The organism is Neobacillus sp. DZ-9 (assembly GCF_059587065.1).
The window spans coordinates 194135-216185 of the sequence record NZ_JCAIOL010000003.1; the positions used below are offsets into that span (position 1 = coordinate 194135).

Here is a 22051-nt window from a genome sequence, read left to right on the forward strand (position 1 = left end):
CCCTTTTTAAAAAATTGGGAAGGAGAAAGCAAACTCCTTCCCTACACTTTTTACTTCTGCATGCCCAATGCTTCTAGTAATTGTTGAACTTGTTTATCTTGCTCACCTAAGAATTTTCTGAAATCAGAACTATTTTTATATTCTAGTTCCCAGCCTTGTGTCTCTACTTCTGTCTTCCATTCAGGAGTTTTTACAAGTTTATCGATTGTTGTTTCCCAGTAGGATTTTGCTTCTTTAGACATTTTTTCTGGACCAAATACTCCGCGCCAAATCGTGAACTCAGCATCCACACCTTGTTCTTTAGCCGTTGGCACGTCCTTAAAATCACCGCTTAAACGATCAGCAGCCGTAACAGCGAGCACACGAACCTTTCCAGCTTTTAGGAACTCTTTTACGCTAGAAGCATCTGTTCCAATAACATCAGCGTTACCGCCAAGAAGGGATGTAATGGCCTCCCCGCCGCCATCATATGAAACATATTTAATTTTTGTAGGATCCACTCCATATTTAAAAGCTGGAAGAATGGAAATTAAATGGTCCATAGAACCTGGTGCGGAGCCACCGGCAAAGGTAAGTTTGCTAGGATCCTTCTTGACTTCATCTAAAAGGGATTTTAAGTCAGTAAATTTGGAATCCTTTTTGACAACAATTGCTCCATAATCTTTTGTCAATTGAGCAAGAGGTGTTGTATTTTTGTAGCCGTAAGGGCTGTTTCCTTCTTTTTTCAAGTTGTTGATAATAATCGGCGGTGAATTAACGAACATCATTTCGTTATTTGCTACTTGCTGTGTGGCGTATTCAGCCATAAACACGGCACCTCCGCCGCCTGGCTTATTCTCCACTGTTAAAGGCTGACTGACGAGCTTCGTTTCGCTCAATACTTTTGTAAAGGAGCGGGCTGTTAAATCCCAGCCGCCGCCAGCACCAGATGGGGCTACGACAGAAATCGCTTTTGTAGGATAGCTTGGACCAGCCTCTTTTTTACTAGAACCTGAACTTGCTGTTTCTTTACTGCTGCAAGCGCCTAAGCTTAATGCCAATGCACCTGCACACATTACTGCTGAAATTTTTTTGATCGAAAACATTTTTCTATTCCCCCTTGTAACCGTTTTCTTAATTTTACTTAAAATTTAGAAGATTCATAGTTTTTGCATTTAAACAGCATTAAAAACTTATAAACCATTTTGTTCATTTTGTTCACGGCATAAAAAAAAGGTTTCGGTCCCTGATATGTAGTTTCGATATCAATATAAAAAAATAAAGGCTGCCTTAATGGCAGCCTTAAACTACTTTCAAACATTATTAGCGTCCTGAATGATACCCGCCATGGCCGTGGTGGTATCCATATCCTGGATAATATCCGCCGTGGCCGTGATGATAGCCGTAGCCTGGATAATACCCGCCATGTCCATGATGATACCCATAGCCTGGATAGTACCCGCCGTGACCATGATGGTAACCGTACCCTGGATAATAACCGCCGTGACCATGATGATAGACGTGGCCCGGATAGTACCTTAGATCAGGGTTGTCTCCATAAACTCCTAAAAGCTGGCTTTGCATTTACATCTCCTCCTCTATTTGTCTGCAAAATAGTGTATGTGTCTATTTTGGAAAATGGGATAGAGGCAAGAAAATTGGGTGATATGGATACAAAATAATGATGAAATTATTAATAAAAAGAAGACGCCATTCATGATGATGGCGTCTTTTAATTAGAATGGGCTACACTACTACCTTCATTGCAGCACCGTCAAATTTTCGCTTTTGTATATAAATAAGTCTTAGGGATAAGGCGACTCCTGCTGCTAGTAAACCCACGGTTAGCCCAATCCAGTAGCCTCTTGCTCCCAAGCTGGTATAGTTGGCAAGAAGATAGCCGACTGGCAAACAAATCAGCCAGTATGCGATAAGGGTCATGATAAAGGCAATATTCACATCTTTATATCCTCTTAATGCAGCCTGAGCAGTTGCCTGAATAGCATCCGCAATTTGGAAAAACAAGGCAAAAATTAAAAAGTTTGCCGTTAGGTTGATGACAGCTGTTTCATTTGAATAGAAGCCGGCGACTTGATAGCGGAATGCAACTACCAGTAATCCTGTAAAGATGGCGATTAATATGGCGAGATACACGCCAAGCCAGCTATATTGCTTCGCATCTTTATAACGCTTTGCTCCCACCTCAAAACCGACAAGCACCGTCTGGACCATGGATATGCTGATAGGAATCATGTACAAAAAGGATACAATGTTTAAGGCCGATTGGTAAGCTGCAATCGTTGTTACATTAAATTTACTTAAAAGAATCGTCACTACCGCAAACATACTCGTTTCAAAAAAAGTAGAAAGTCCCATTGGAACGCCAATTTTTAAAATCTCTTTACATTTTTCCCATGAAAATTCCTTCATGTTTTCAAATATTGGATAGGAAGAAAACGGCTCTTGTTTTTTTACGATGAAAATGGTCATTGCCATAAATGCCCAATCGGTAATGGCTGTGGCATATCCAGCCCCTGCCCCGCCAAGCTCAGGGAAACCCCAATTTCCAAAAATTAAACAATAATTTAACAAGAAATTAAGCGGCAATGATATTATCATAATAATCATGATCACTCTTGTCTTCCCAAGTGCATAAATAAAGGATCTCAGAACATTAAAAATAAACAGTGGCAGGATTCCGTAACTAAGTCCGACGAGATAATCAAATGCGGTATCCTGAACTCTTGCCGTAAGGTTCATTGTATCTAAAATCGGACCTAACAAGAAGAAACCGAGAACAATTATTAGAATTGTTATGAATACAGAAAGATATACTCCATGTTTTACAATTGAGGTTACTTCATTGCTCTTTTTCTCACCAAACCGCTGTGCTGCAATAGGTGAAACCGCGAGCAGTATGCTGCTGATACCTGTGAAAATTGGACTCCATATGGAGGAGCCAATCGCAACACCAGCCAAATCGGAAGAATTATATTTTCCTGACATAATCGTATTAAAAAACACCATTGAAAACATGCCAAGCTGTGTAATTAAGATAGGAATTAACAGGACAAAAATTTGTTTCGTTTTTTCTTTTATAGTAAAAGTCTGATTCATAAGCGCTTTCTCCTTGAGAAAATAAAAACCCGAAACTTCATTATACGCTATAAAGGATGATAATTCCCCACTTTAAATTAAATTTCCCAAAAAAAGAGAACTTCTTTTGGAAGTCCTATTTCTTTACAATTTTCGATGGGTTATTAACCTTGTATAATACTGGCTCATCAACGAGGTATTCTTCTTCGACATCTTTTCCTTTCGCCAATTTCTTTGCGGCTACTTTTCCGTCAAATTCAAGCGAATCGCCCGGAGTTAATTCAAATTTTTTGAGTGTTTTGCTGTGACTGCACCATGCGAGACCAAGGTCAAGTGGGTTATCCTGCACAATCTGCACATTTTCTAAAACCACCACTTCATCATTTTCTTCATTAAATGGATTGTAGGTCATCGCAAATTGTTTAACGGTTGCCGTAAAATGAACCTTATCAGCCGGAAGCTCGAGTTTAGGTGCTTTCTCTTTCTTTGGTTTGGCCTCCTTTGTCTTTGGTTTCTCTGACTCTTCTTTTTGAGCTGTTTCCTTTTTCACAGGGGCTGGTACTGTATCTTCTGTTATTTCTTTTTCCTCAATCGTCAGCAGGCTTTCTTTTCCAAAACTTCCTTGCTGCATTTCTTTTAAATAAGCAGGATGAATGCAGCTAACCTTTCCATCTTGAAATTCAATAACAAGGGTATTAAACCCACCATTATTTCCGTAGGCTTCATAGCCTTTGATTGTTACGATGCGCTGGGCGTTTCGATCCTTGTACCAGAATTCCTTTTTGGCCTCCCTTGCCGAAGATAGCCCCCATTCCTTTAATTTTTCCTTATAATGATCCTCGTCGCGGAAGCTTTCATATTCCCCTTTTGGCGGAATATATTGAGTCAAATCCTTTTGAGTATTTTGGATTGGCAATCTAGCCACTTCCTTCCCTCTATGTAAGTGGTTATATTATAACATTAACCCTCACAAATCCTAAAATTAGAACGTTCGATCGCCGCAGAGGCATTACTTTTATTTTTCAAAAAATATTTAGTGCATCGAAGGAATTTGTAGGTATAATAGCTTTAGATATTAATAGTAAAGCTGGTGGGGGCACATGCGTACTTATAATGAAAAAATCAGCATTTATCATGGAATGGTGTCAATAATTGCTTTAAATCTGGCTGGTAACTACTTTCCGATTTTCGCCATTTCGATTCTTGGGGCAAATAATTACCAAGTAGGTTTAATTAGTTCACTCCCTCCTTTGGTTACACTCATCATGACGATTCCAGCAGCGATATTGTTAAATAAGCTGGATGAGCAAAAGAAAACTGTTGCGATGAATGTTTTTTGGGCTAGAGTGATGTTCTTGCTTTTGGTAGGTGTTGTTTTTCTTCCGTCATCCTATCAGGCTTGGACTTTCTTAATCCTTATCGCGGTAATGAATGTGCCTGGGACGATTTCTAATATCGGCTGGCAAACGCTTATAAGCGGAATGATTCGTGAAGAACGGAGAGGAACCTTTTTCAGTGACCGAAGTCGGTTACTTACGATTGTCGGAATGGTGACAACACTTATTATTGGCGTTGTCATGAAAAAAGAAACAGAAAATGCTGCTGCTTATCAGTGGTTATTTTTTATGGCCTTTGTTTTTGGCTTACTTGAAATGTTTTTCTTGCTAAAGCACAAAGAAACGGCCCAGCCCAAAAAAGATATCGAACGAAAGAACTCATCAATGGATTGGTCTATTTTTAAAGATCAAGGATATAGGTGGTTTCTTATTGCGGCACTATGCTTTAACTTTGCCTGGCAGATAGCATGGGGCATATTCAATATTTACAATGTTAAATATGCACATGCGACGATTCTTTGGATTAGCCTTTTTTCTGTTGGAAATCAATTGGTACAGATATTCACTTTCCCATTATGGAAAAAGTGGGCGGAGCAAAAATCGAATACGTTGATGCTTGTTTGGGTTGCGGCCGGAATGGCCTCTGCTCCGATTTTGACGGTTATGTCTACGAATCTTTATTATTTAACGATTGTCGGTATGATTTCTGGATTTTTTCTTTCCGGGACCACCCTATTATTGTTCAATCTATTATTGGAGCAGTCTCCGGCGGAGAAAAGAACCTATTGTATTACCACCTATAATGTCCTGCTAAGTTTAGTCGCGTTTATCGCTCCGCAACTCGGGATTTGGCTGTTAGAAGTAACGGGGATTCAAACCTCCATGGGAATTAGTTCAATCCTTCGGTTTATGAGTGCGCTGGTATTTTTGTTAATGTACGTGAGATTTATGAAAAATAAAAAACCAATCTTGGAAAAAAGCTAGGGTGCCCGCCCTAGCTTTTTTTACTGAAATATATAGTTTGGGACTTTCATACTTTTATATAGGGAGTTGATTATGAAAACTGGAGGACACTATGATTATAATAAATAACCAGCCGGTTAAGCCGGAGACGTTATTTAAAGAGGTTACGAATGCTGAACAACGGACAATTTTGAAACAAATGGCAGCCAATCAAGTGGAATATGCGTATCAAGATATTGCCCATTTGAAATTTGAGCTTTTATTTCGCAGCAATACCCTGAGAGCGGCAAGGGAACTTAATAAAAGCGGGGTAAAATTTACGACGTTTAATTATGCGTTTCCGAATCGGAAACTTTGGGACCGGTTGAGTAATGGCGGCTTCCTAATAAAACCTGGCGTCAGCCCTTCTGTTGCGATATTAGACATCATTAAAAACGGCTCTCTCTATGCATTTGAATGCTCCACTGGGATTGCGATTGTCTTGTACCTTGCAACACTTTATTCCATCGGCAGCGACCGGTTTAATGTTCTCTTCGACCGTCTTTATTTAATGGATTGGCAATTTGATGAGGATCTGCAAATTTTCCAGAAGTACGGGGATGATTTTATCCCTGGTGATGTGCTTCACTTCAACAATCCTGATTTTGACCCGAAACAGGCTCATTGGCGTGCCGAAAATGTCATCTTCTTCGGAGACGACCAATACTATGGCCATGGTGTAGGAATTCGAAATGCCAGCACCATTATAAAGTTTTTAAATTCAAAAAGAAAACCAAACCCTTCCAAATCAGCCTACTTAATGAACCTCATATCAAGGGTATATTATCAAGGATTTTTATAAGAGATAGGCAAAACGATTTTTATTACAAACATAGAAATGGTAAAATAAATTGATTTACAATAATTGTTTGTGGAGGAAAACTATGTCTGTTGATGTTTATTTAAATTTTAATGGCAACTGCCGGGAAGCTGTGGAATTCTATGCTCAGGTTTTCGGCACAGAAAAACCACATATTATGACCTTTGGAGAAACGCCTTCGGATCCTAATTATCCTATGCCTGAAGAAGCAAAAAATTTAGTTATGCACACACGGCTCAACATCAGCGGCAGTAATGTCATGTTTTCTGATACTTTTCCTGGGATGGAGTTTGTTGAAGGAAATAACGTAAACTTGGCATTTGTCAGTAAGAATTTGGATGAGATTAAAAATGCCTTTCATCAACTCAAGGAAGGCGGAAAAGTGGGTATGGAGCTTCAAGAAACCTTCTGGAGTAAATGCTACGGAATGGTAACAGATAAGTTTGGAATACATTGGCTGTTTAATTATGACAGCGGCGAAAATGCATGGGATAAATAAAACGAAAGACCTCAACAATGTTGAGGTCTTTTTATTTTGATTATCACCTAAAAGTTTATGAATGAATCTTCAGGTTTCACTGTTTCTTTTATGACTTTGTTTTCTTTTAGCCACTGTGCGACTTTGCTCCATGTTTCAGGGTCTTGGTATCCAAAGGATTTATCCTTCGCATCCATTAAAGGAAGTAGGATTTCCAAGCTTTTTGTTTCGACGTCCTTTTCAAGCGGGGAGGATTTGTCTTCATGTTTCATTAAGACGGAAAGTCCCTCTTCTGGATGTTCCGAAACATATTTCTGGCCTTTCGTGATTGCCGCTATAAACTTTTTAAATACCTCTGGCTTCGCTTTTAATCCCTTTTCACTGCCAACCAATACCAATTCATAATAATCGGGAACCCCATAATCAGCAGGGTTTAATGTCCGCATTGGATGGCCTTCTTTATCTAACAATAATTTCTCATGGTTAATATAGCCGCCAATAAGAGCATCTGTTTTCTTTGTTGCCATCGCCGGAATCAAGTCCCAGCCAACATCGACCATTTTTATCTTACCTGCTTCTCCCCCATCTGCCTTCACCATTGTCGATACAATCGCTTCATCGAGTGGAATTGATGGATAGCCAATCGTCTTACCTGCTAAGTCCTTCGGCGATTGAACCGAACTATCTGCAGGTATCATTAACTGGTTTAAGGGATGGCGGACGATTGCAGCAAAGGACTGAACAGGGATATCCTCTCCTCGTGCCACTAAAACCTGCGGTTGATAGCTTAAGGCCATATCAATTTTGTCCGCTGCCACTAGTTTAAGAGGATCATTTGTATCAGCAGGCATTTGAATATCCACATCCAAACCTTGTTCCTTAAAATAGCCCTTTTCTTGTGCTGCGTAAAGGAAAGAATGGACAGCATTCGGATACCAATCCAGCATTAGAGTGACCTTCTGAAGCCCATCATCCTTGCCCGAAGATTTAGCGGATTCACTTTTCCCACAAGCACTTAATAGTAATAACAATAGACTTAACATGATTAAAAAACTCTTTTTCATTTCGACAAACAACCTTCCTTGATGTTAACGATTTTGATTTTTCAATAACTGTTTTTCTACTACACCAATCAATAAAAACAAGACAATTCCTAATAAGGACAATAGGAAAATGGCAGCAAACACTGCATCTGCCTTTAGGTTTCCTGACATCCTTCGGCTGAAGTAGCCGAGCCCTTCACTTGCCCCCAGCCATTCTCCAATTGTCGCTCCCACGACACAATACACAACAGACATTTTCAATCCAGAAAAAATGGAAGGCAGTGCCATTGGCATTTGGATTTTCTTAAAAATCATCCAGCGGTCCGCACCCATGGTTTGCAATAATTCGCGATATTCCTTCCCGCCTGCCTTCAAGCCATCATAAGTACTCACGACAATTGGAAAAAATGCCGTTAAGATTGTGACAGCAATTTTACTCCATATCGAATACCCGAACCACATGATGAAAATCGGCGAAATCGCGATCAACGGTACCGTTTGTGAGATGACGAGAAAGGGATATAAGATTTTTTCTACCGCACGGAAAAAATGCATCCCTATACCTAACATGAGACCTCCAGCGAGTGAAAGTCCAAATCCAATTAGGACTTCCTTTAGTGTTGCAGGCAAATGCTCTTCGAACAGAAGCTCACGGTTATCGATCAGGGATGCCCAAATCGCCGATGGGGAAGGCAGGATAAACGCTGGTACCATTCCATGCTGGACGATCCATTGCCACAAACTGACAAGAAGGATAACCACAAGCAAAAACAACCCATAATCGCCCGTCCATTTTTTTAAATTACCTTTCATTTTGAATCAGCCACTCCAATTCTTTTCGCATCACCATAAAATCAGATTGATAGATTAGCTCTGAACTTCTAGGTCTCGGCAAGCTGACTTTTATTTCTTGGATGCCGTTGCCTCTTAACAAATAAATTCGATCGCTTAATAAAATCGCTTCCTCAAGGTCATGGGTGATGAACAGGACCGTTTTTTGTAATTCTCCCCACAGCCCCAGTAACCAGCTATGCATGTTGCGTTTCGTTAAAGAATCCAATGCTCCAAACGGCTCATCTAACAATAAGAGGTCTCTGCCCGTCACCAATGTTCTTAAAAAAGCGACCCGTTGCTTCATGCCTCCGGAGAGTTCATTTGGGAATGCTTTTTCGTAGTCTGCCAGTCCAAAACGGGCTAACCATTCGCGGACTTCTGGGATTTTTTCTTGGCTTTTTTCCTTTGTTACCTCAAGCGGCAGCAGCACATTGTCCAAAACCGTCCTCCATGGCAAAAGAAGGTCTTTTTGAGGCATGTAGCCTACCTGTCCTAATCTTCTCTTTGAATCCTGCTGCCCAATGCGAATTTCTCCCACCTCTGGCTCTAGTAAACCCGTAATCAATTTAAAAAGAGTACTTTTTCCAGAACCGCTTGCCCCGATAACGGATACAAATTCGCCTGGCTGTACATTCAAAGTAATTTTTTGAAAAATTGGCCTTTCGCCGCTAAATGAATATGTCAGATCTTTGATGGATAACATGGACGAATTAGACAGGCCAATCGCCTCCCTCATAAACCATATCCCAGAACATGTACTCAAATCGAGAAGTCGTCAAAAAGTGTTCTTCTAAAATGGCCAGCTCCCGTTCAGGTTTTCCATCTGCGTATGCATCCAATAAATTAATGAGCCAAGAGGCAAGCTCACCAAATTCACTCGAAGAGTACATTTTTACCCAGTCACCATACTGATAGTGATTGATAGAATCTGGATAGCTATCTGCTAGCATTTTGCTAATTTCCCAATAGCTCCACATACACGGCAGTAAAGCAGCGACTAATTCCTCCAATGAGCCATTTTGGGCGACATTCAACATGTACCGGGTATAAGCTAAGTTGATGGGAGTTGGCTTTGTTTCTTCAAGCTGCTCATATGTAATTCCAAATCTTTCAGCGTACTGACGATGGAGTTCCATTTCTCCATGTAAGGTTTCGTTTAGGAGTTTAGCGAACGCCGCCATTGTCTCCAGGTCCCCCGCCTTTACAGCACCCAAAGCAAACAGCTTAGAATAGTCGATTAAGTACACATAATCCTGTTTCATGTAACGGATAAAGGATTCAACAGGTAATTCACCCGTCCCCATTCCGACAACAAATGGATGCTGATGCGTTTTTTTCCAAATATCCTCTACTTTATGATAAAGCCTTTGTGAAAATTTCATTGCTGTTCCTCCTTCCTTGTATTGCACCACTCTGCAATAAATACGGCTAATACTTTTGTAAAATCCAGCAATTGGCGGATTTCTACTTTTTCATTGACAGCATGGGCATCTTCTAGTTTTCCGGGTCCGAAGATAACCGTCGGAATCCCCGCCCTGCCAAGCCAGCCTGCGTCCGTTACAGTGGTTGACATCCCAACCGCTGGCTTAATGCCGAGCAATTTTTCAAAGGAATTAGTTAGAAGTTTTGTTCCAAGATGCTCAGGATCGATTTCCAATGATGGGAAAATTTCTCCGCGGTCCACAATCATCGATTTACCGCCCCAAACAAATTCCGGAGGATTCTCCCTTAGCCATGGGTCTGAAGCAGCGACAGCACCAATATGCTGTTCAATTTCCTTAATCACGTCTTCGTAATCTTCATTGGGGTAAAAATGTACAGTGATCCATAATGAACAGCGGTCGGCCACAAAGGCTGCATGCCTGCCTCCCTCAATGACGGCAGGATTGATCGTATTAGTGCCATGCGGAAAGCCATCATAGCTTTTCGTCACAGCCCAGTGCCGTTCAAGTTCTTGAAGCCCGGCAATGATTTTCGTCATTTTCTCAATCGCACTGGCCCCGTTGATACCTCCGCCTGCATGAATCATTTTCCTTCTTAGCCCGTCATGGTAGGTTTTTTTGCTTTGAATCGTAATCCAGCCAGTAATCACGCCACCCTGTCCTTGAATATGTAAATCGCTTGTATCGACAACAACGGCATAATCTGCTTTAAATCCCTTTTCCATGCATGAAAGTGTTCCGGCCTCCCCTACTTCCTCTCCAATAACAGATTGGAATTGGAGGTCACCTTGCAGCGGAATGCCTAGTTCTTTTAAAAGTTTAATAGCCACAAGTGAGGCAGCGATTCCGCCTTTCATATCGGCAACGCCACGGCCGTATATATAGCCATCCTTGGTTATGGTTTCAAATGGCGCTGAATTCCACTCTTTATCATCCCCAACCTCGGCCACATCGACATGGCCATTCACAATTAGGCTATTAAACTGGCCAGAAGATTCACCGTGTAAAATGCCAACCACATTCGGGTCATTGGGGTAGACGTCCCATTTTTCCGTTGTAAATCCCAAGTCTTGCAAATAGTCTTTAATGAAGTCCTGTACCTCCGTGGTATTTCGGGCAGGAGGGCTTACAGTCGGAAAGGCAATAAGCTTCGTTAACAGTTCCAGCAATTCCTCATTTCTTGCTTCCACTTCATTCGATATCCGTTCCAGCAATTCTTTTCTCATTTGTTCACAGCCTTGGAATCTGCCAAATTCACAACTTTATTTTTTGAAAAAATAGTAAGAATTACAAATCCAATCAATGCACCTGCAAAGGAGCTAAAAATAAATAACGGAATAAATCCAAATAAGGTCGCTTTTTGTCCAAGAATCAGGGTTGCGATTGGATAGGAAAGGAGCGCACCCAAGATGCCTGTTCCAATGACCTCTCCTATAAAAGCAAGATATATTTTTCTAGTTTTCCAAAATAATAAGGATGCCAGCAATGCCCCGACCATGCTGCCAGGGAAAGCAAATACGGATCCGGTTCCCATTAAGTTTCTTAATAGGGATACACAAAAAGCCTGGGCCACTGCGTAATAAGGTCCTAATAATACTGCCGATAATACATTTAAAAAGTGCTGAACAGGAAAGACCTTGGTAAATCCAATCGGAATCGATACTAAACTACTAGAAATCGTCCCTATCGCAATCATCATTGCCGTTAATGTAAGTTTATGGGTTCTTTTCATCCTATCACCGCACCTTTTAATTTCTTGGCAGCTTCTAAAGGTGACTTTGCATGACTGATTGCCGTAATAACGGAAACACCATCTGCCCCGGCCTCCACCACAGATCGGGCATTTTCCGCCGTAATTCCGCCAATGCCGACAATAGGGGTTTGGTATCCATTCTTTCTAAGTGTCTCTATAAGTTCTGTACCTCGGGACGGCTTGGCATCCGCTTTTGTTTTAGTCGAAAAAACGGGACCAATACCGAAATAATCTGCGCCTTCTCTTATCGCAGTCATCGCTTCCTCTGTGGAATGGACAGACACACCGAGGAGTTTATCGCCAATTTTTTTTCTAACCGTTTTCACAGACTCATCCTCTTGGCCGATATGGACACCGTCTGCATCAATCGAGAGTGCTAGCTCGATATCGTCATTGACGATGAACGGGATGTGATGCTCTCTGCAAATGCTCTGTAGTTCTCTGGCGAGAGTAAATTTATCCTCTCCGGTTAAAGCGACTTCTCCTTTTTCACGAAATTGAAACAGGGTAATACCACCAGCGATGGCTTCTTTTAAAACCTCTGCCGGGTCCTTCAGGCAGTTGGGGCTGCCCATGATAAAATAGACTTTTAGGTAGTCTCGTAAGTTTTTCATAAGATTAAGCCCTCATTCCTTACTCGATATCCCCAATGGTTGGTTGGACCATGGCCTTTGCCAATCTCCAAATCTAATTGGATCGCATCATGAATAAAATCCTTGGCTAATGCGACTGCCTCATATAAAGACTTGCCTTTTGCAAGTTCAGCCGTGATCGCTGCTGAAAAAGTACATCCAGTTCCGTGAGTGTTTTTCGTTTGAATTCGATCCTTGGAAAAAGTGTAGAATTCTGTCCCGTCAAACAATAAATCGATGGATAGAGATTCATCCTCATCATGGCCGCCTTTGATGATAACGTTTTGAACGCCAAATTCTAATAATCTCTTAGCAGCTTCCTCCTTATCTTTGGCCGTTTGAATCGACATGCCAGTAAGAACCTCTGCTTCCGGTATGTTCGGTGTAATGACCTTTGCAAGTGGCAATAAATATGTTTTCATGGCAACAATGGCTTCTGACAGCAGTAAGGAAGCGCCGCCCTTAGCAATCATGACGGGGTCCACCACAAGATTTTCCCATTTATATTTTCTTATATTTTCAGCAACGGCCTCGATAATCTCTGCATTAAACAGCATTCCGGTTTTCACGGCATCCGTTCCCATATCATCACCAATTGCTTGCATTTGTTTTACTACGGCTTCTACTGACATCGGATACACTCCGTGAACACCGAGTGTATTTTGCGCGGTAACTGCGGTCAATGCTGACATCCCAAAAACCTGCAATTCCTGAAAAGTTTTAAGATCTGCCTGGATACCCGCTCCGCCGCCGCTATCCGATCCTGCAATCGTTAATGCTTTTATCATTTTATTTACCTCCCTTAAACCAGTCTGATTGCGCTGTGCTCCTTGATATCATCAGTTGAAACAATTGACAATTGGTTTAAAAATTCGATTTGGAAACTGCCTGGTCCTTGTTCAATTGTTTTTTGTGCTGCCTTTTCTGCTGCAATTCCATAAAAAGTTAACGCAGCAACGGAAGCCTTTATTAGATCTTTTTCGACACCTGCAAAAGCACCGATTACAGAGGTCAATAAGCATCCTGTTCCGGTCACTTTTGTTAAGATTGGATGACCATTAGTAATGGCATATGTAGTTTTGCCATCGCTGACGATATCTTCTTTTCCAGTTATGACAACTAAGCAATTCATTTTCTGGGCAGCTGTAATCGCAAGATCAATCACATTTCCCTCGGTATTACCAGCGTCAACGCCCTTGATTTCCCACTTTTCACCAACGACATTTGCGATTTCTGCCGCATTGCCTCTAATGATTGCGACTTTGACTTCCTTCATGATTCTTTGGGCTGTTTCTGTCCGATAGCTTGTTGCTCCGGCACCAACTGGGTCAAAAATGACCGGGACATTGTGTTGATTCGCAGATTTTCCTGCAAGAATCATAGAATTGACGTTTTGAGAGTTTAAGGTACCAATATTTAAAACGAGCGCACTTGCGATTTTGGCCATATCGGCAACTTCTTCCTCCGCATAAGCCATAACCGGTGATGCGCCAAGTGCCAATAACCCATTTGCTGTAAAATTCGTTACAACTACATTTGTGATATTATGTACAAGCGGATTCACTTCTCTTACTTTTTGTAATGTTTCATACAAACTGTTTTTTTCCATTAGATTTTCCTCTTTTCTTTTTTTAAAATAAAAAAACCAGATCCATATATGGACCTGGTTTATAAGCAAGTAAGCGCAATGACAATTCTCGACTACTTTCCTACGCTGGTATTATCCAGATCAGGTCCAAAGGGTTAAAAACGTTGCAGTTTTCTCTCAGCCCGCATTATGGGCACCCCTAGTAGATACTTAACGTATTAAATTTAAATCAATAATACTCCTATTAAACTTATAAGTAAAGATTTAATTACTTAAAAAAATTATTCAATCAAGTTTACATAATATTATTATGATAAATATAATTTGCTAAATGGTTTTATTCTTTTTTCGCCAGCTCTATTAGCTCCTTTAATTCATTTGTAAATCCTTTAACTACCCGATTACCAACTACTGTTACTGGCACCCCTAAAAATCCGTACCCTTCCACTTCCCTTTGATATTCAGGGTTTCCCGAAACGTTCCTGCTTTCAAAAGGGATCCCTTCTTCTGTGAGTACTTTTTTAACCATTGTACATTCAATGCAGTCGTTTGTCGTATAGACTATCACTTGCTTGCTCATCATTGTTTTCCCCTTCTTTTATCGATTCTCTAGCCCATAAAATGATATGGTGTTTCGCCATAATGTATCAGAAACTTCTTCCAATGACAATTTTTTTATTTTTGAAATTTCCCGTATTGTTTCAATCATCATATTCGGATGGGTTATTTTCCCTGAAAAAGGACCTTCAAACGGCCATGGACCATCTGTTTCAATCATCATCTGGTCCAAGGGATACATTTGAACTAAGTTCCTAATTTTTTCTTTATAAATAATATCAGGAGTAATAGAAATAAAATAACCATTCTCTATCATTCTCATTATGGTTTTCAGATCTCCCTTAAACCAGTGAAAATGTGCCTTTTTAATAGAGTACTTTTCCAAAAGGTCACAAACAATCGGTGCATCCTCATGGACCGCATGAAGGACAATTGGTTTATCCCATATGACCGCACTTTGGATAAAATTCTCCAGTATATTATGGTATTGTTCATATTGGTCTGCAGAAACCTTATTCTGTTGCCTTAAATAATAAGGAAGTCCAACCTCTCCGATAGCAATCATGTCACCACGGTGCTGATCTATCCACTTTAGTAATTCACTTATGTACTCTTTACTAGGCAAGGTTTGCTCAGGGTGGAAACCAAAAGCAGCCTTCACTTTTTGATATCTTCGGCTTAATTCAAGGTTTCTGGTACACGAATCAAGATCAAATGAAACAGAGATCATTCTATCTATCAGAGGAGAACTATTAATTATATGCTTCATTTCATCATCATTGTATTGGTCAAGATGAATATGGGTATCAATCATTTTAAACAACTAACACATCCCCTTAACATCAACAATTAAAGCGCTTTCATACGACAAATAAATTCGAGAAATGTCTGTTCTTGCGCTTTCCCAAGGAATAAAAGAATATTTCCTCGACAGTTAATTTTCATTAGAGCCTATAATAAAGCCATTTTACCATTCCTTATCCTAAAAAAACATGAAAACAGGAAATAATTTAAGCTCTTCATTTTTTCGACTTTTTTCGCACTTGTTCTCAAAAAACAGACAACCCCCCCTTGAATGTCCACTTGAGGTGGACATTCAAGGGGGGGTTGTCTTTCTATGGTGCCTGACACCATGATAAATAATTGGAATGATTTGTATAAAGAAATATAATATATTAATAGTATGGGGGTGGTGCTGGTGGGAAATGAGTTGAAGGAGTCGAAATCGCATTCTAGTACGAATAACAATAATAAGACTGATGTAAGGGTTAACAATCATTTTAGTCTTACTATCAATTTTGGTGATTCTTTAAATTTACTTGCATTAATCGCTGGAATTTATGTCATTAGGCGAATAACCAAAAATAGAAAAATGAAAAATAAAATTAAATCTGTTTAAATATTTTTGCAAAAAACAAAGGGGAAATTTATTTGGAAGAGTTTGTCTATCTTATTAGGCCGAATCGCTCAGATTTTATTGAATCAATGACAAATGAAGAGGCAAAAGTCATGGCAGATCATTTCGAGTATCTTAAACAACTGTTAGCCGAAGAAAAATTAATTTTGGCAGGACCTTGTTTAGATGGAGCGTTTGGAATTTGCGTGTTTAAATCAGAATCATGGGAAAATGCGGAGACAGTAATGAATAATGACCCTGCTGTTTCAAACGGAGTTATGAGTTCAGAATTACATAAATATAGAGTTTCTCTCATCCAAGGGAAATAAAAATATGTCATCATCACATTGCGGGCGTCATTCGACACCTGCTTTTTTGTGATAAGGCAGTGATTTTATCTTTAACTTTCATAAACATTAGACCAATTTAACCCTTTGTCCCCCCATTTTTTATTCAAATCAAAACAATATTAATAAAGTAATCATACAATAACTTATCCACATTTATGTTAGGGGGTAAACAATGGAAAGTTTTTTTCGCTTAAGGCGGGATCAGGATAGTGAAGGGGTAGTAAGACTGCACCCGGAGGTTGCCAAATTTATCGGTATTACCCGCTGGACTGAAAGGATTTTTTACTTCGGCAGTCAATCGCTTCGGGCACCTGTTTATACATCCCATAACCTTCAGGAAAATGAGATTGGCATTTCATCCGATATTCTTGATCAATTAAACATTCCTCTTAACTGCCACTATGAAATCCTTCTGAAAGACGACGAAATTCACTTCGGTCCCTTTATCGGGTTACTAGCCGGAAATTCGGTTAATTCTATCACTAGTCAACTAGAGGACCTATTGGATTATTTAATCTATTACAGAGAAATCAAAGGTGCTGTTCTTGTTTTTTCAATTGAAGGTGTAAATAAAGAAAATCATACAGTAAAAGGTTATCTTTATGATCCCAAATCGAAACAATGGGAAAAAGGGACATTTCCCTACCCTTCCTCTATTTTTGTTCTGACGAAGAAGGCAACCTCTAAATGGATTAAGCATTTTCAATCTGTTATCGGTGATGCGATTTTTAATGATTTTCAATATAGTAAATGGAGTATTCATAAGATTTTAGAGTCCTCCTATAATGTGAAGGATTATCTGCCACATTCCATTTTGTATGAATCTCCTGAAGAACTATACACTTTTTTACAGAAACACTCTAAAGTGATGGTTAAATCTATCAGCACCTCAAGAGATTCCTATATTTACAAAATATCAAAGGAAAATAGCTACATCATCGTCACGAATCCTCAAAAGGGAGAAACTAAGAAAGTAAAATTCTCTGAAAAAAACCAAGCCTATGAATTGTTTGCTAAATATTTTAAAGCAGGAGACTATATGATCCAACAATCGATTGAACTGCAAACTACCCATGACCGGACCATTGACTTTCGCGTGATTGTTATCAAGAATTCAAAGGGCACATGGCAAGTCATGAACATGTTTGCACGACAAGGAAAACCGGGCACTATATTAAGCAATATATATCCGTATGTTGAATTGGGAAAAGATACTTTGAAAGAAGTCTGGGATCTTAATGAAGTGAAAACGGCCATGTTGGTGAAGGAAATAACTGATAAATCGATAGAAGCGGTTAAAGTAATAGAAGAAAAAGGAGTTCACTTTGCCAATGCTAGTGTAGATGTAAAGATTGATGAGAATGAAGATATTTGGATCCTTGACGTCCAACATCGCAACCCTTCCCATGAAATTGCACTCGTTGCCGGTTTCCCCGACCTCTACTACGAAATCCTCAAAACCAACATGCTCTATGCAAAGAAACTTGCAGGGTTTAATTAAACTAGATGATTTGGTTTTAGTTGACATAATATTATTATGTTAAATAAAATAAAATAAAATAAAATAAAATAAAATAAAATAAAATAAAATAAAATAAAATAAAATAAAATAAAATAAAATAAAATAAAATAAAATAAAAATGAACAAAGGAATTGTCCACCTAAGGTGGACAATTCCTTTGTTTTGTCTTTTTATGGTGCCTGACACCTATCTTAGCATTACCCCAGTTGCAAACGTTAAAAATACGTGGGTACCTAGTTTGACGGTTGGCTGAATTTGAGTGTCTTTTAGTGGGTCCAGACAGACGATGTCCATGGCTTTTACTTTTGGATGACGGCCTGCTGCTAGTACTCCTTCCAGCAGTTCTGCCGTGGTCATGCCCCCCGGCGTTGAGGCCGGCACCCCTGGAGCATAGGCGATATCAAGGACATCCATATCAACCGTTAAATAAATTGTATCTACTTTCGCAGAAAGCTCTTCTAAACACTGAAGAACGGTCGCTTCGATGCTTTTCTTCCGAGCGCGGCTCAAGGTAATATAGTTAACTCCCTTTTCATCCGCATATTGCTTTAATTCCTTTGTATTAAAAAACCCGTGCAAGCCAATGTTGTACATATTAGAGCCCTCGACTACACCACTTTCAATCAGGTTCCGCATAGGTGTACCGTTTGAAGGGCCGTTATCGCTCATATCACGTAAATCAAAATGAGTATCAAATTGAAGAATTCCGATTCGCTCTCCAGGCTTCGCCTTATGGAGCCCTTTCACCATCATTGCCGTAATTGAATGGTCGCCGCCAATGGCACAAACCTTCGAATTAATAAAATGACTGTGAAGAGCTTCAGAGGCCTCGATAATATTCTCATGACAGCGGCGGATATCGGTGACATGCATAGGAACGTCCCCCACATCCAAGGCGCTCAATTCCGCAAGGTCAATATCCTCGTCAAGATTGTAAGTGGTAAAACCTTTCCAAGCACGCCTAAAAGCATCCGGAAATTCAGAAGCACCAGATGCGCTAATCGATGAACGAGACAAAGGCACACCGACAACGACAATCTCTGTTTCTTTACTTATTTCAGGATCTGCCGTTGTAGTCAACGGCTGAATCCATTCATGAACCTTCTCCGGAGCACGTCCCTCCGGTCTTACCCATGTAAAACTATGAGGATTAATTTTTGGATAAAGAAAGCTCTTCACTAAGATGACCTCCCTTGACAACCACTGCACCATTTTTCACAACCGTGTCCACGTGGTTAACCCCATAGGAGTATTGAAGTTTCATATAGTTTGGCACATTAAAAATGGTCACATCACCTTTTTTGCCTACCTCCAAGCTGCCAATCTCAGCAGCCCGATTAATCGCATGCGCCGCATTGATCGTTGTTGCCGAAATGACTTCCGCAGGAGTCATCCCCATTTTTAAACAGCCAAGACTCATAATAAATGGAAGGGAAACCGTTGGTGACGAACCTGGGTTGCAATCCGTTGACAAAGCAACAGGGACACCCAAATCAATCATTTTCCGACCATTAGCAGACTCTGCCATTAAAAAGTATGCCGTTCCTGGAAGTAATACTCCGACTACTCCCTTTTCCGCCATTGCCTTCATGCCCTTTTCAGATGCCTTCAATAAGTGGTCTGCAGAAACCGCACCCACTTCAGCAGCTAGCTCTGCACCTTCATACGGCTCAATTTCATCCGCATGAATTTTCGCCAGCAGCCCGTGGCGTTTACCCGCTTCAAGGATCCTGCGTGATTGCTCCGGTGTAAACACGCCATGCTCACAGAACACATCATTGAATTCGGCAAGGCCGAGTTCGGCCACTTTTGGGATCATTTCGTCAATCAACAAATCCACGAACGCATCCGGATTTTCTTTATATTCTTTCGGAACTGCATGGGCGCCCATAAAGGTAGAGACAACATCAATCACATGCTTTTCGTTCAGTTCCTTTGCCACTTCCAGCTGCTTTAATTCCGTTGCCCACTCCATGCCATAGCCGCTTTTTGCTTCTACTGTGGTAACACCGTGACGAATGAACGCATTCAAACGGTCATAGCTTTCACTAAATAACTGTTCATGGCTGGCAGCCTGTGTTGCCCGTGTGGTCGCATGAATCCCACCGCCGGAATTCATGATATCCATATAGGTGGCTCCTTGAAGGCGCATATTGAATTCATTTTCCCTGCTACCGGCAAAAACAACATGGGTATGTGGATCGACAAGACCTGGGGTCACAAGTTTACCTGTTGCATCGACAACTTCCGCATCAACTAAACGAGCACCATACTTTACTGCTAATTCCTCATCCGTACCAACAGCCTGAATTACTCCGTCCTCAATCCAAACACTGCCGTTCTCAATGATGCTAAGTTCAGACATCGCACCCTTAACAAGGGGAGCCTTAGAGCTCCCCTTTAGGGTAACGAGCTGAGAAGCATTTCTAATAAAAAGTGCTTTACTCATTCGTTTCAAATCCCTTCGATTTTAGTCTTGTTGCAGCATTGGCATCTTGATGCCTTTTTCTTTCGCTGTCTTGATGGCTAAATCGTAACCTGCATCAGCATGACGAACTACACCCATACCAGGGTCAGTTGTTAATACACGCTGTAAGCGAATTTCCGCATCCTTTGTACCGTCCGCAACGATAACCATACCAGAGTGCTGCGAATATCCCATACCAACTCCGCCGCCGTGGTGAAGGGAAATCCAGCTTGCACCGCCAACTGCATTGATCATAGCGTTAAGAATTGGCCAGTCAGAAACTGCATCACTTCCGTCCTTCATTGCTTCCGTTTCACGGTTCGGTGAAGCAACAGAACCAGCATCCAGGTGGTCACGGCCGATAACGATTGGTGCAGAAACTTCCCCAGAAGCAACCATGTCATTGATGACTTTACCAAAGCGGGCACGGTCTCCATAGCCTAACCAGCAAATACGGGCAGGAAGTCCTTGGAAAGCGATTCTTTCTTGAGCCATCTTCACCCATTTGCAAAGATGCTCGTCATCTTTGAACTCGCGAAGTAATGCTTCATCAATTTTGCGAATATCTTCAGGATCACCAGATAAGGCTGCCCAGCGGAAAGGTCCTTTTCCTTCGCAGAATAATGGACGAATGTAAGCAGGGACAAATCCTGGGAAGTCGAATGCATTTTCAACGCCTTCATCTTTTGCAACCTGACGGATATTGTTACCGTAGTCAAATGTAACGGCACCTTTTTGCTGCATCGTTAACATAGCTTTTACATGTGTGGCCATGCTTTGTTTAGAAAGTTTCACATAAAGTGTCGGATCTTCTTTTCTTAACTTCGCTGCTTCTTCTAAAGAATAGCCTACTGGCACATAGCCGTTAAGCGGGTCATGAGCAGATGTTTGGTCTGTTAACACATCTGGATTGAAGCCTTTCTCAATCATTAATGGTAAGATTTCTGCTGCATTGCCAAGAAGTCCGATGGAAAGTGCTTTTCCTACTTTTTTCGCTTCAAACGCTATTTTAAGTGCCTCATCAAGGTCTTTTGTTTTTACATCCAAATAACGAGTTTCGATTCGGCGGTCAATTCTTGTTTCATCCACATCAATGGCGATACAGACACCATCGTTCATGGTTACGGCAAGTGGCTGAGCGCCGCCCATGCCGCCAAGACCAGCTGTTAATGTAATGGTATGTTTTAATGAACCGCCAAACTCTTGACGTCCAAGTTCTGCAAATGTTTCATACGTACCTTGAACAATACCTTGGCTTCCAATATAGATCCAGCTACCTGCTGTCATTTGACCGTACATCATCAAGCCTTTTTTATCAAGCTCATGGAAGTGCTCCCAATTTGCCCATGCAGGTACAAGGTTTGAGTTCGCAAGCAATACGCGTGGTGCATCTTTGTGTGATTTCCATACAACTACTGGCTTACCTGATTGAACTAAAAGTGTTTCATCATCTTCTAGTTCTAAAAGCGTTTTCACAATGGCATCAAAAGATTCCCAGTTACGAGCAGCTTTCCCAATACCTCCGTAGACAACAAGATCTTCAGGTCTTTCTGCTACTTCTTGGTCTAGGTTGTTATAAAGCATGCGAAGAGCAGCTTCTTGAATCCAGCCTTTTGCGTGAAGTTCTGTTCCTTTATAGTTTTGAATAACGCGTGGTTTTGCCGTATTTGTCGTTTCCATTATCGTCACTCCTTATTATGTTTCTACTAGTATTATAAAAATATAATCTTCTGAAAAATACAGTTGAAAAATTG

23 protein-coding genes and 1 riboswitch are annotated in these 22051 nt (G+C 40.7%); of the genes, 5 read left to right on the top strand and 18 right to left on the bottom strand.

Going from position 1 to position 22051, the window contains the following annotated elements; translation table 11 throughout:
• Window positions 1-50: 50 nt before the first annotated feature.
• The 4 genes from AC59HZ_RS09400 to AC59HZ_RS09415 all read right to left on the bottom strand — a co-directional run bounded on the left by AC59HZ_RS09400 (window position 51) and on the right by AC59HZ_RS09415 (window position 4000).
• On the bottom strand, window positions 51-1085 hold the full coding sequence (locus AC59HZ_RS09400; protein ID WP_496545543.1) for a Bug family tripartite tricarboxylate transporter substrate binding protein: 1035 nt from the start codon (window positions 1083-1085) through the stop codon (window positions 51-53).
• 217 nt (window positions 1086-1302) lie between these two features.
• The gene (locus tag AC59HZ_RS09405; protein WP_496545544.1) at window positions 1303-1563 is read right to left on the bottom strand and encodes a hypothetical protein; all 261 of its coding nucleotides are present in this window, start codon (window positions 1561-1563) and stop codon (window positions 1303-1305) included.
• Window positions 1564-1725: 162 nt separating this feature from the next.
• The gene (locus tag AC59HZ_RS09410; protein ID WP_496545545.1) at window positions 1726-3096 is read right to left on the bottom strand and encodes an MATE family efflux transporter; all 1371 of its coding nucleotides are present in this window, start codon (window positions 3094-3096) and stop codon (window positions 1726-1728) included.
• Between the two features lie 115 nt (window positions 3097-3211).
• Window positions 3212-4000, bottom strand: a complete 789-nt coding sequence (locus tag AC59HZ_RS09415) for a hypothetical protein (protein ID WP_496545546.1) — start codon at window positions 3998-4000, stop codon at window positions 3212-3214.
• Between the two features lie 175 nt (window positions 4001-4175).
• Here AC59HZ_RS09415 and AC59HZ_RS09420 point away from each other — a divergent pair, with 175 nt between their 5' ends.
• From AC59HZ_RS09420 to AC59HZ_RS09430, 3 genes are all read left to right on the top strand, one after another.
• Window positions 4176-5396, top strand: coding sequence for an MFS transporter (locus AC59HZ_RS09420; RefSeq protein WP_496545547.1), 1221 nt, complete (start codon window positions 4176-4178; stop codon window positions 5394-5396).
• A gap of 91 nt (window positions 5397-5487) precedes the next feature.
• The gene (tgl, locus tag AC59HZ_RS09425) at window positions 5488-6216 is read left to right on the top strand and encodes a spore coat transglutaminase TGL (RefSeq protein WP_496545548.1); all 729 of its coding nucleotides are present in this window, start codon (window positions 5488-5490) and stop codon (window positions 6214-6216) included.
• A gap of 82 nt (window positions 6217-6298) precedes the next feature.
• Window positions 6299-6733, top strand: a complete 435-nt coding sequence (locus tag AC59HZ_RS09430; RefSeq protein ID WP_496545549.1) for a VOC family protein — start codon at window positions 6299-6301, stop codon at window positions 6731-6733.
• 47 nt (window positions 6734-6780) lie between these two features.
• On the opposite strand, the gene AC59HZ_RS09435 is transcribed toward AC59HZ_RS09430, so the two are convergent.
• The 11 genes from AC59HZ_RS09435 to AC59HZ_RS09485 all read right to left on the bottom strand — a co-directional run bounded on the left by AC59HZ_RS09435 (window position 6781) and on the right by AC59HZ_RS09485 (window position 15376).
• Window positions 6781-7776, bottom strand: a complete 996-nt coding sequence (locus AC59HZ_RS09435) for an ABC transporter substrate-binding protein (protein ID WP_496545550.1) — start codon at window positions 7774-7776, stop codon at window positions 6781-6783.
• Between the two features lie 24 nt (window positions 7777-7800).
• Window positions 7801-8568 carry an ABC transporter permease gene (locus AC59HZ_RS09440; protein WP_496545551.1) on the bottom strand — a complete coding sequence of 256 codons (768 nt, stop codon included), beginning with the start codon at window positions 8566-8568 and terminating at the stop codon, window positions 7801-7803.
• Window positions 8558-9292 carry an ABC transporter ATP-binding protein gene (locus tag AC59HZ_RS09445; RefSeq protein ID WP_496545552.1) on the bottom strand — a complete coding sequence of 245 codons (735 nt, stop codon included), beginning with the start codon at window positions 9290-9292 and terminating at the stop codon, window positions 8558-8560. Before AC59HZ_RS09445 ends, AC59HZ_RS09440 begins: the two co-directional genes overlap by 11 nt.
• 7 nt (window positions 9293-9299) lie before the next feature.
• Window positions 9300-9971, bottom strand: a complete 672-nt coding sequence (gene tenA, locus AC59HZ_RS09450; RefSeq protein ID WP_496545553.1) for a thiaminase II — start codon at window positions 9969-9971, stop codon at window positions 9300-9302.
• The gene (locus AC59HZ_RS09455; protein WP_496545554.1) at window positions 9968-11257 is read right to left on the bottom strand and encodes an acetylornithine deacetylase; all 1290 of its coding nucleotides are present in this window, start codon (window positions 11255-11257) and stop codon (window positions 9968-9970) included. Before AC59HZ_RS09455 ends, tenA begins: the two co-directional genes overlap by 4 nt.
• Complete coding sequence (thiW, locus tag AC59HZ_RS09460) at window positions 11254-11763, bottom strand: energy coupling factor transporter S component ThiW (RefSeq protein ID WP_289983238.1); 510 nt, start codon at window positions 11761-11763, stop codon at window positions 11254-11256. The genes AC59HZ_RS09455 and thiW overlap by 4 nt, the downstream gene beginning before the upstream one ends.
• A complete protein-coding gene (thiE, locus tag AC59HZ_RS09465; RefSeq protein ID WP_496545555.1) occupies window positions 11760-12398 on the bottom strand; it encodes a thiamine phosphate synthase in 639 nt (212 codons plus the stop codon). Before thiE ends, thiW begins: the two co-directional genes overlap by 4 nt.
• Entirely contained in the window at window positions 12395-13204 is an 810-nt protein-coding gene (thiD, locus tag AC59HZ_RS09470) for a bifunctional hydroxymethylpyrimidine kinase/phosphomethylpyrimidine kinase (protein ID WP_496545556.1), read from the bottom strand. The genes thiE and thiD overlap by 4 nt, the downstream gene beginning before the upstream one ends.
• A 14-nt stretch (window positions 13205-13218) precedes the next feature.
• Window positions 13219-14025, bottom strand: a complete 807-nt coding sequence (thiM, locus tag AC59HZ_RS09475; protein WP_496545557.1) for a hydroxyethylthiazole kinase — start codon at window positions 14023-14025, stop codon at window positions 13219-13221.
• Window positions 14026-14105: 80 nt separating this feature from the next.
• Window positions 14106-14215, bottom strand: a riboswitch (TPP riboswitch).
• Window positions 14216-14341: 126 nt separating this feature from the next.
• Window positions 14342-14587, bottom strand: a complete 246-nt coding sequence (locus tag AC59HZ_RS09480) for a glutaredoxin family protein (RefSeq protein WP_496545558.1) — start codon at window positions 14585-14587, stop codon at window positions 14342-14344.
• 15 nt (window positions 14588-14602) lie between these two features.
• On the bottom strand, window positions 14603-15376 hold the full coding sequence (locus AC59HZ_RS09485) for a TatD family hydrolase (protein ID WP_496546027.1): 774 nt from the start codon (window positions 15374-15376) through the stop codon (window positions 14603-14605).
• A gap of 617 nt (window positions 15377-15993) precedes the next feature.
• Here AC59HZ_RS09485 and AC59HZ_RS09490 point away from each other — a divergent pair.
• Entirely contained in the window at window positions 15994-16287 is a 294-nt protein-coding gene (locus AC59HZ_RS09490) for a YciI family protein (RefSeq protein WP_496545559.1), read from the top strand.
• A gap of 193 nt (window positions 16288-16480) precedes the next feature.
• Window positions 16481-17809, top strand: a complete 1329-nt coding sequence (locus AC59HZ_RS09495; protein WP_496545560.1) for a YheC/YheD family endospore coat-associated protein — start codon at window positions 16481-16483, stop codon at window positions 17807-17809.
• Between the two features lie 207 nt (window positions 17810-18016).
• On the opposite strand, the gene AC59HZ_RS09500 is transcribed toward AC59HZ_RS09495, so the two are convergent.
• The 3 genes from AC59HZ_RS09500 to hutU are packed head-to-tail and all read right to left on the bottom strand — an operon-like array spanning window position 18017 to window position 21977.
• Entirely contained in the window at window positions 18017-19009 is a 993-nt protein-coding gene (locus AC59HZ_RS09500) for an agmatinase family protein (RefSeq protein WP_496545561.1), read from the bottom strand.
• Complete coding sequence (hutI, locus tag AC59HZ_RS09505; RefSeq protein ID WP_496545562.1) at window positions 18981-20279, bottom strand: imidazolonepropionase; 1299 nt, start codon at window positions 20277-20279, stop codon at window positions 18981-18983. The genes AC59HZ_RS09500 and hutI overlap by 29 nt, the downstream gene beginning before the upstream one ends.
• Window positions 20280-20300: 21 nt before the next feature.
• Window positions 20301-21977 carry a urocanate hydratase gene (gene hutU, locus AC59HZ_RS09510; protein ID WP_496545563.1) on the bottom strand — a complete coding sequence of 559 codons (1677 nt, stop codon included), beginning with the start codon at window positions 21975-21977 and terminating at the stop codon, window positions 20301-20303.
• Window positions 21978-22051: the final 74 nt, after the last annotated feature.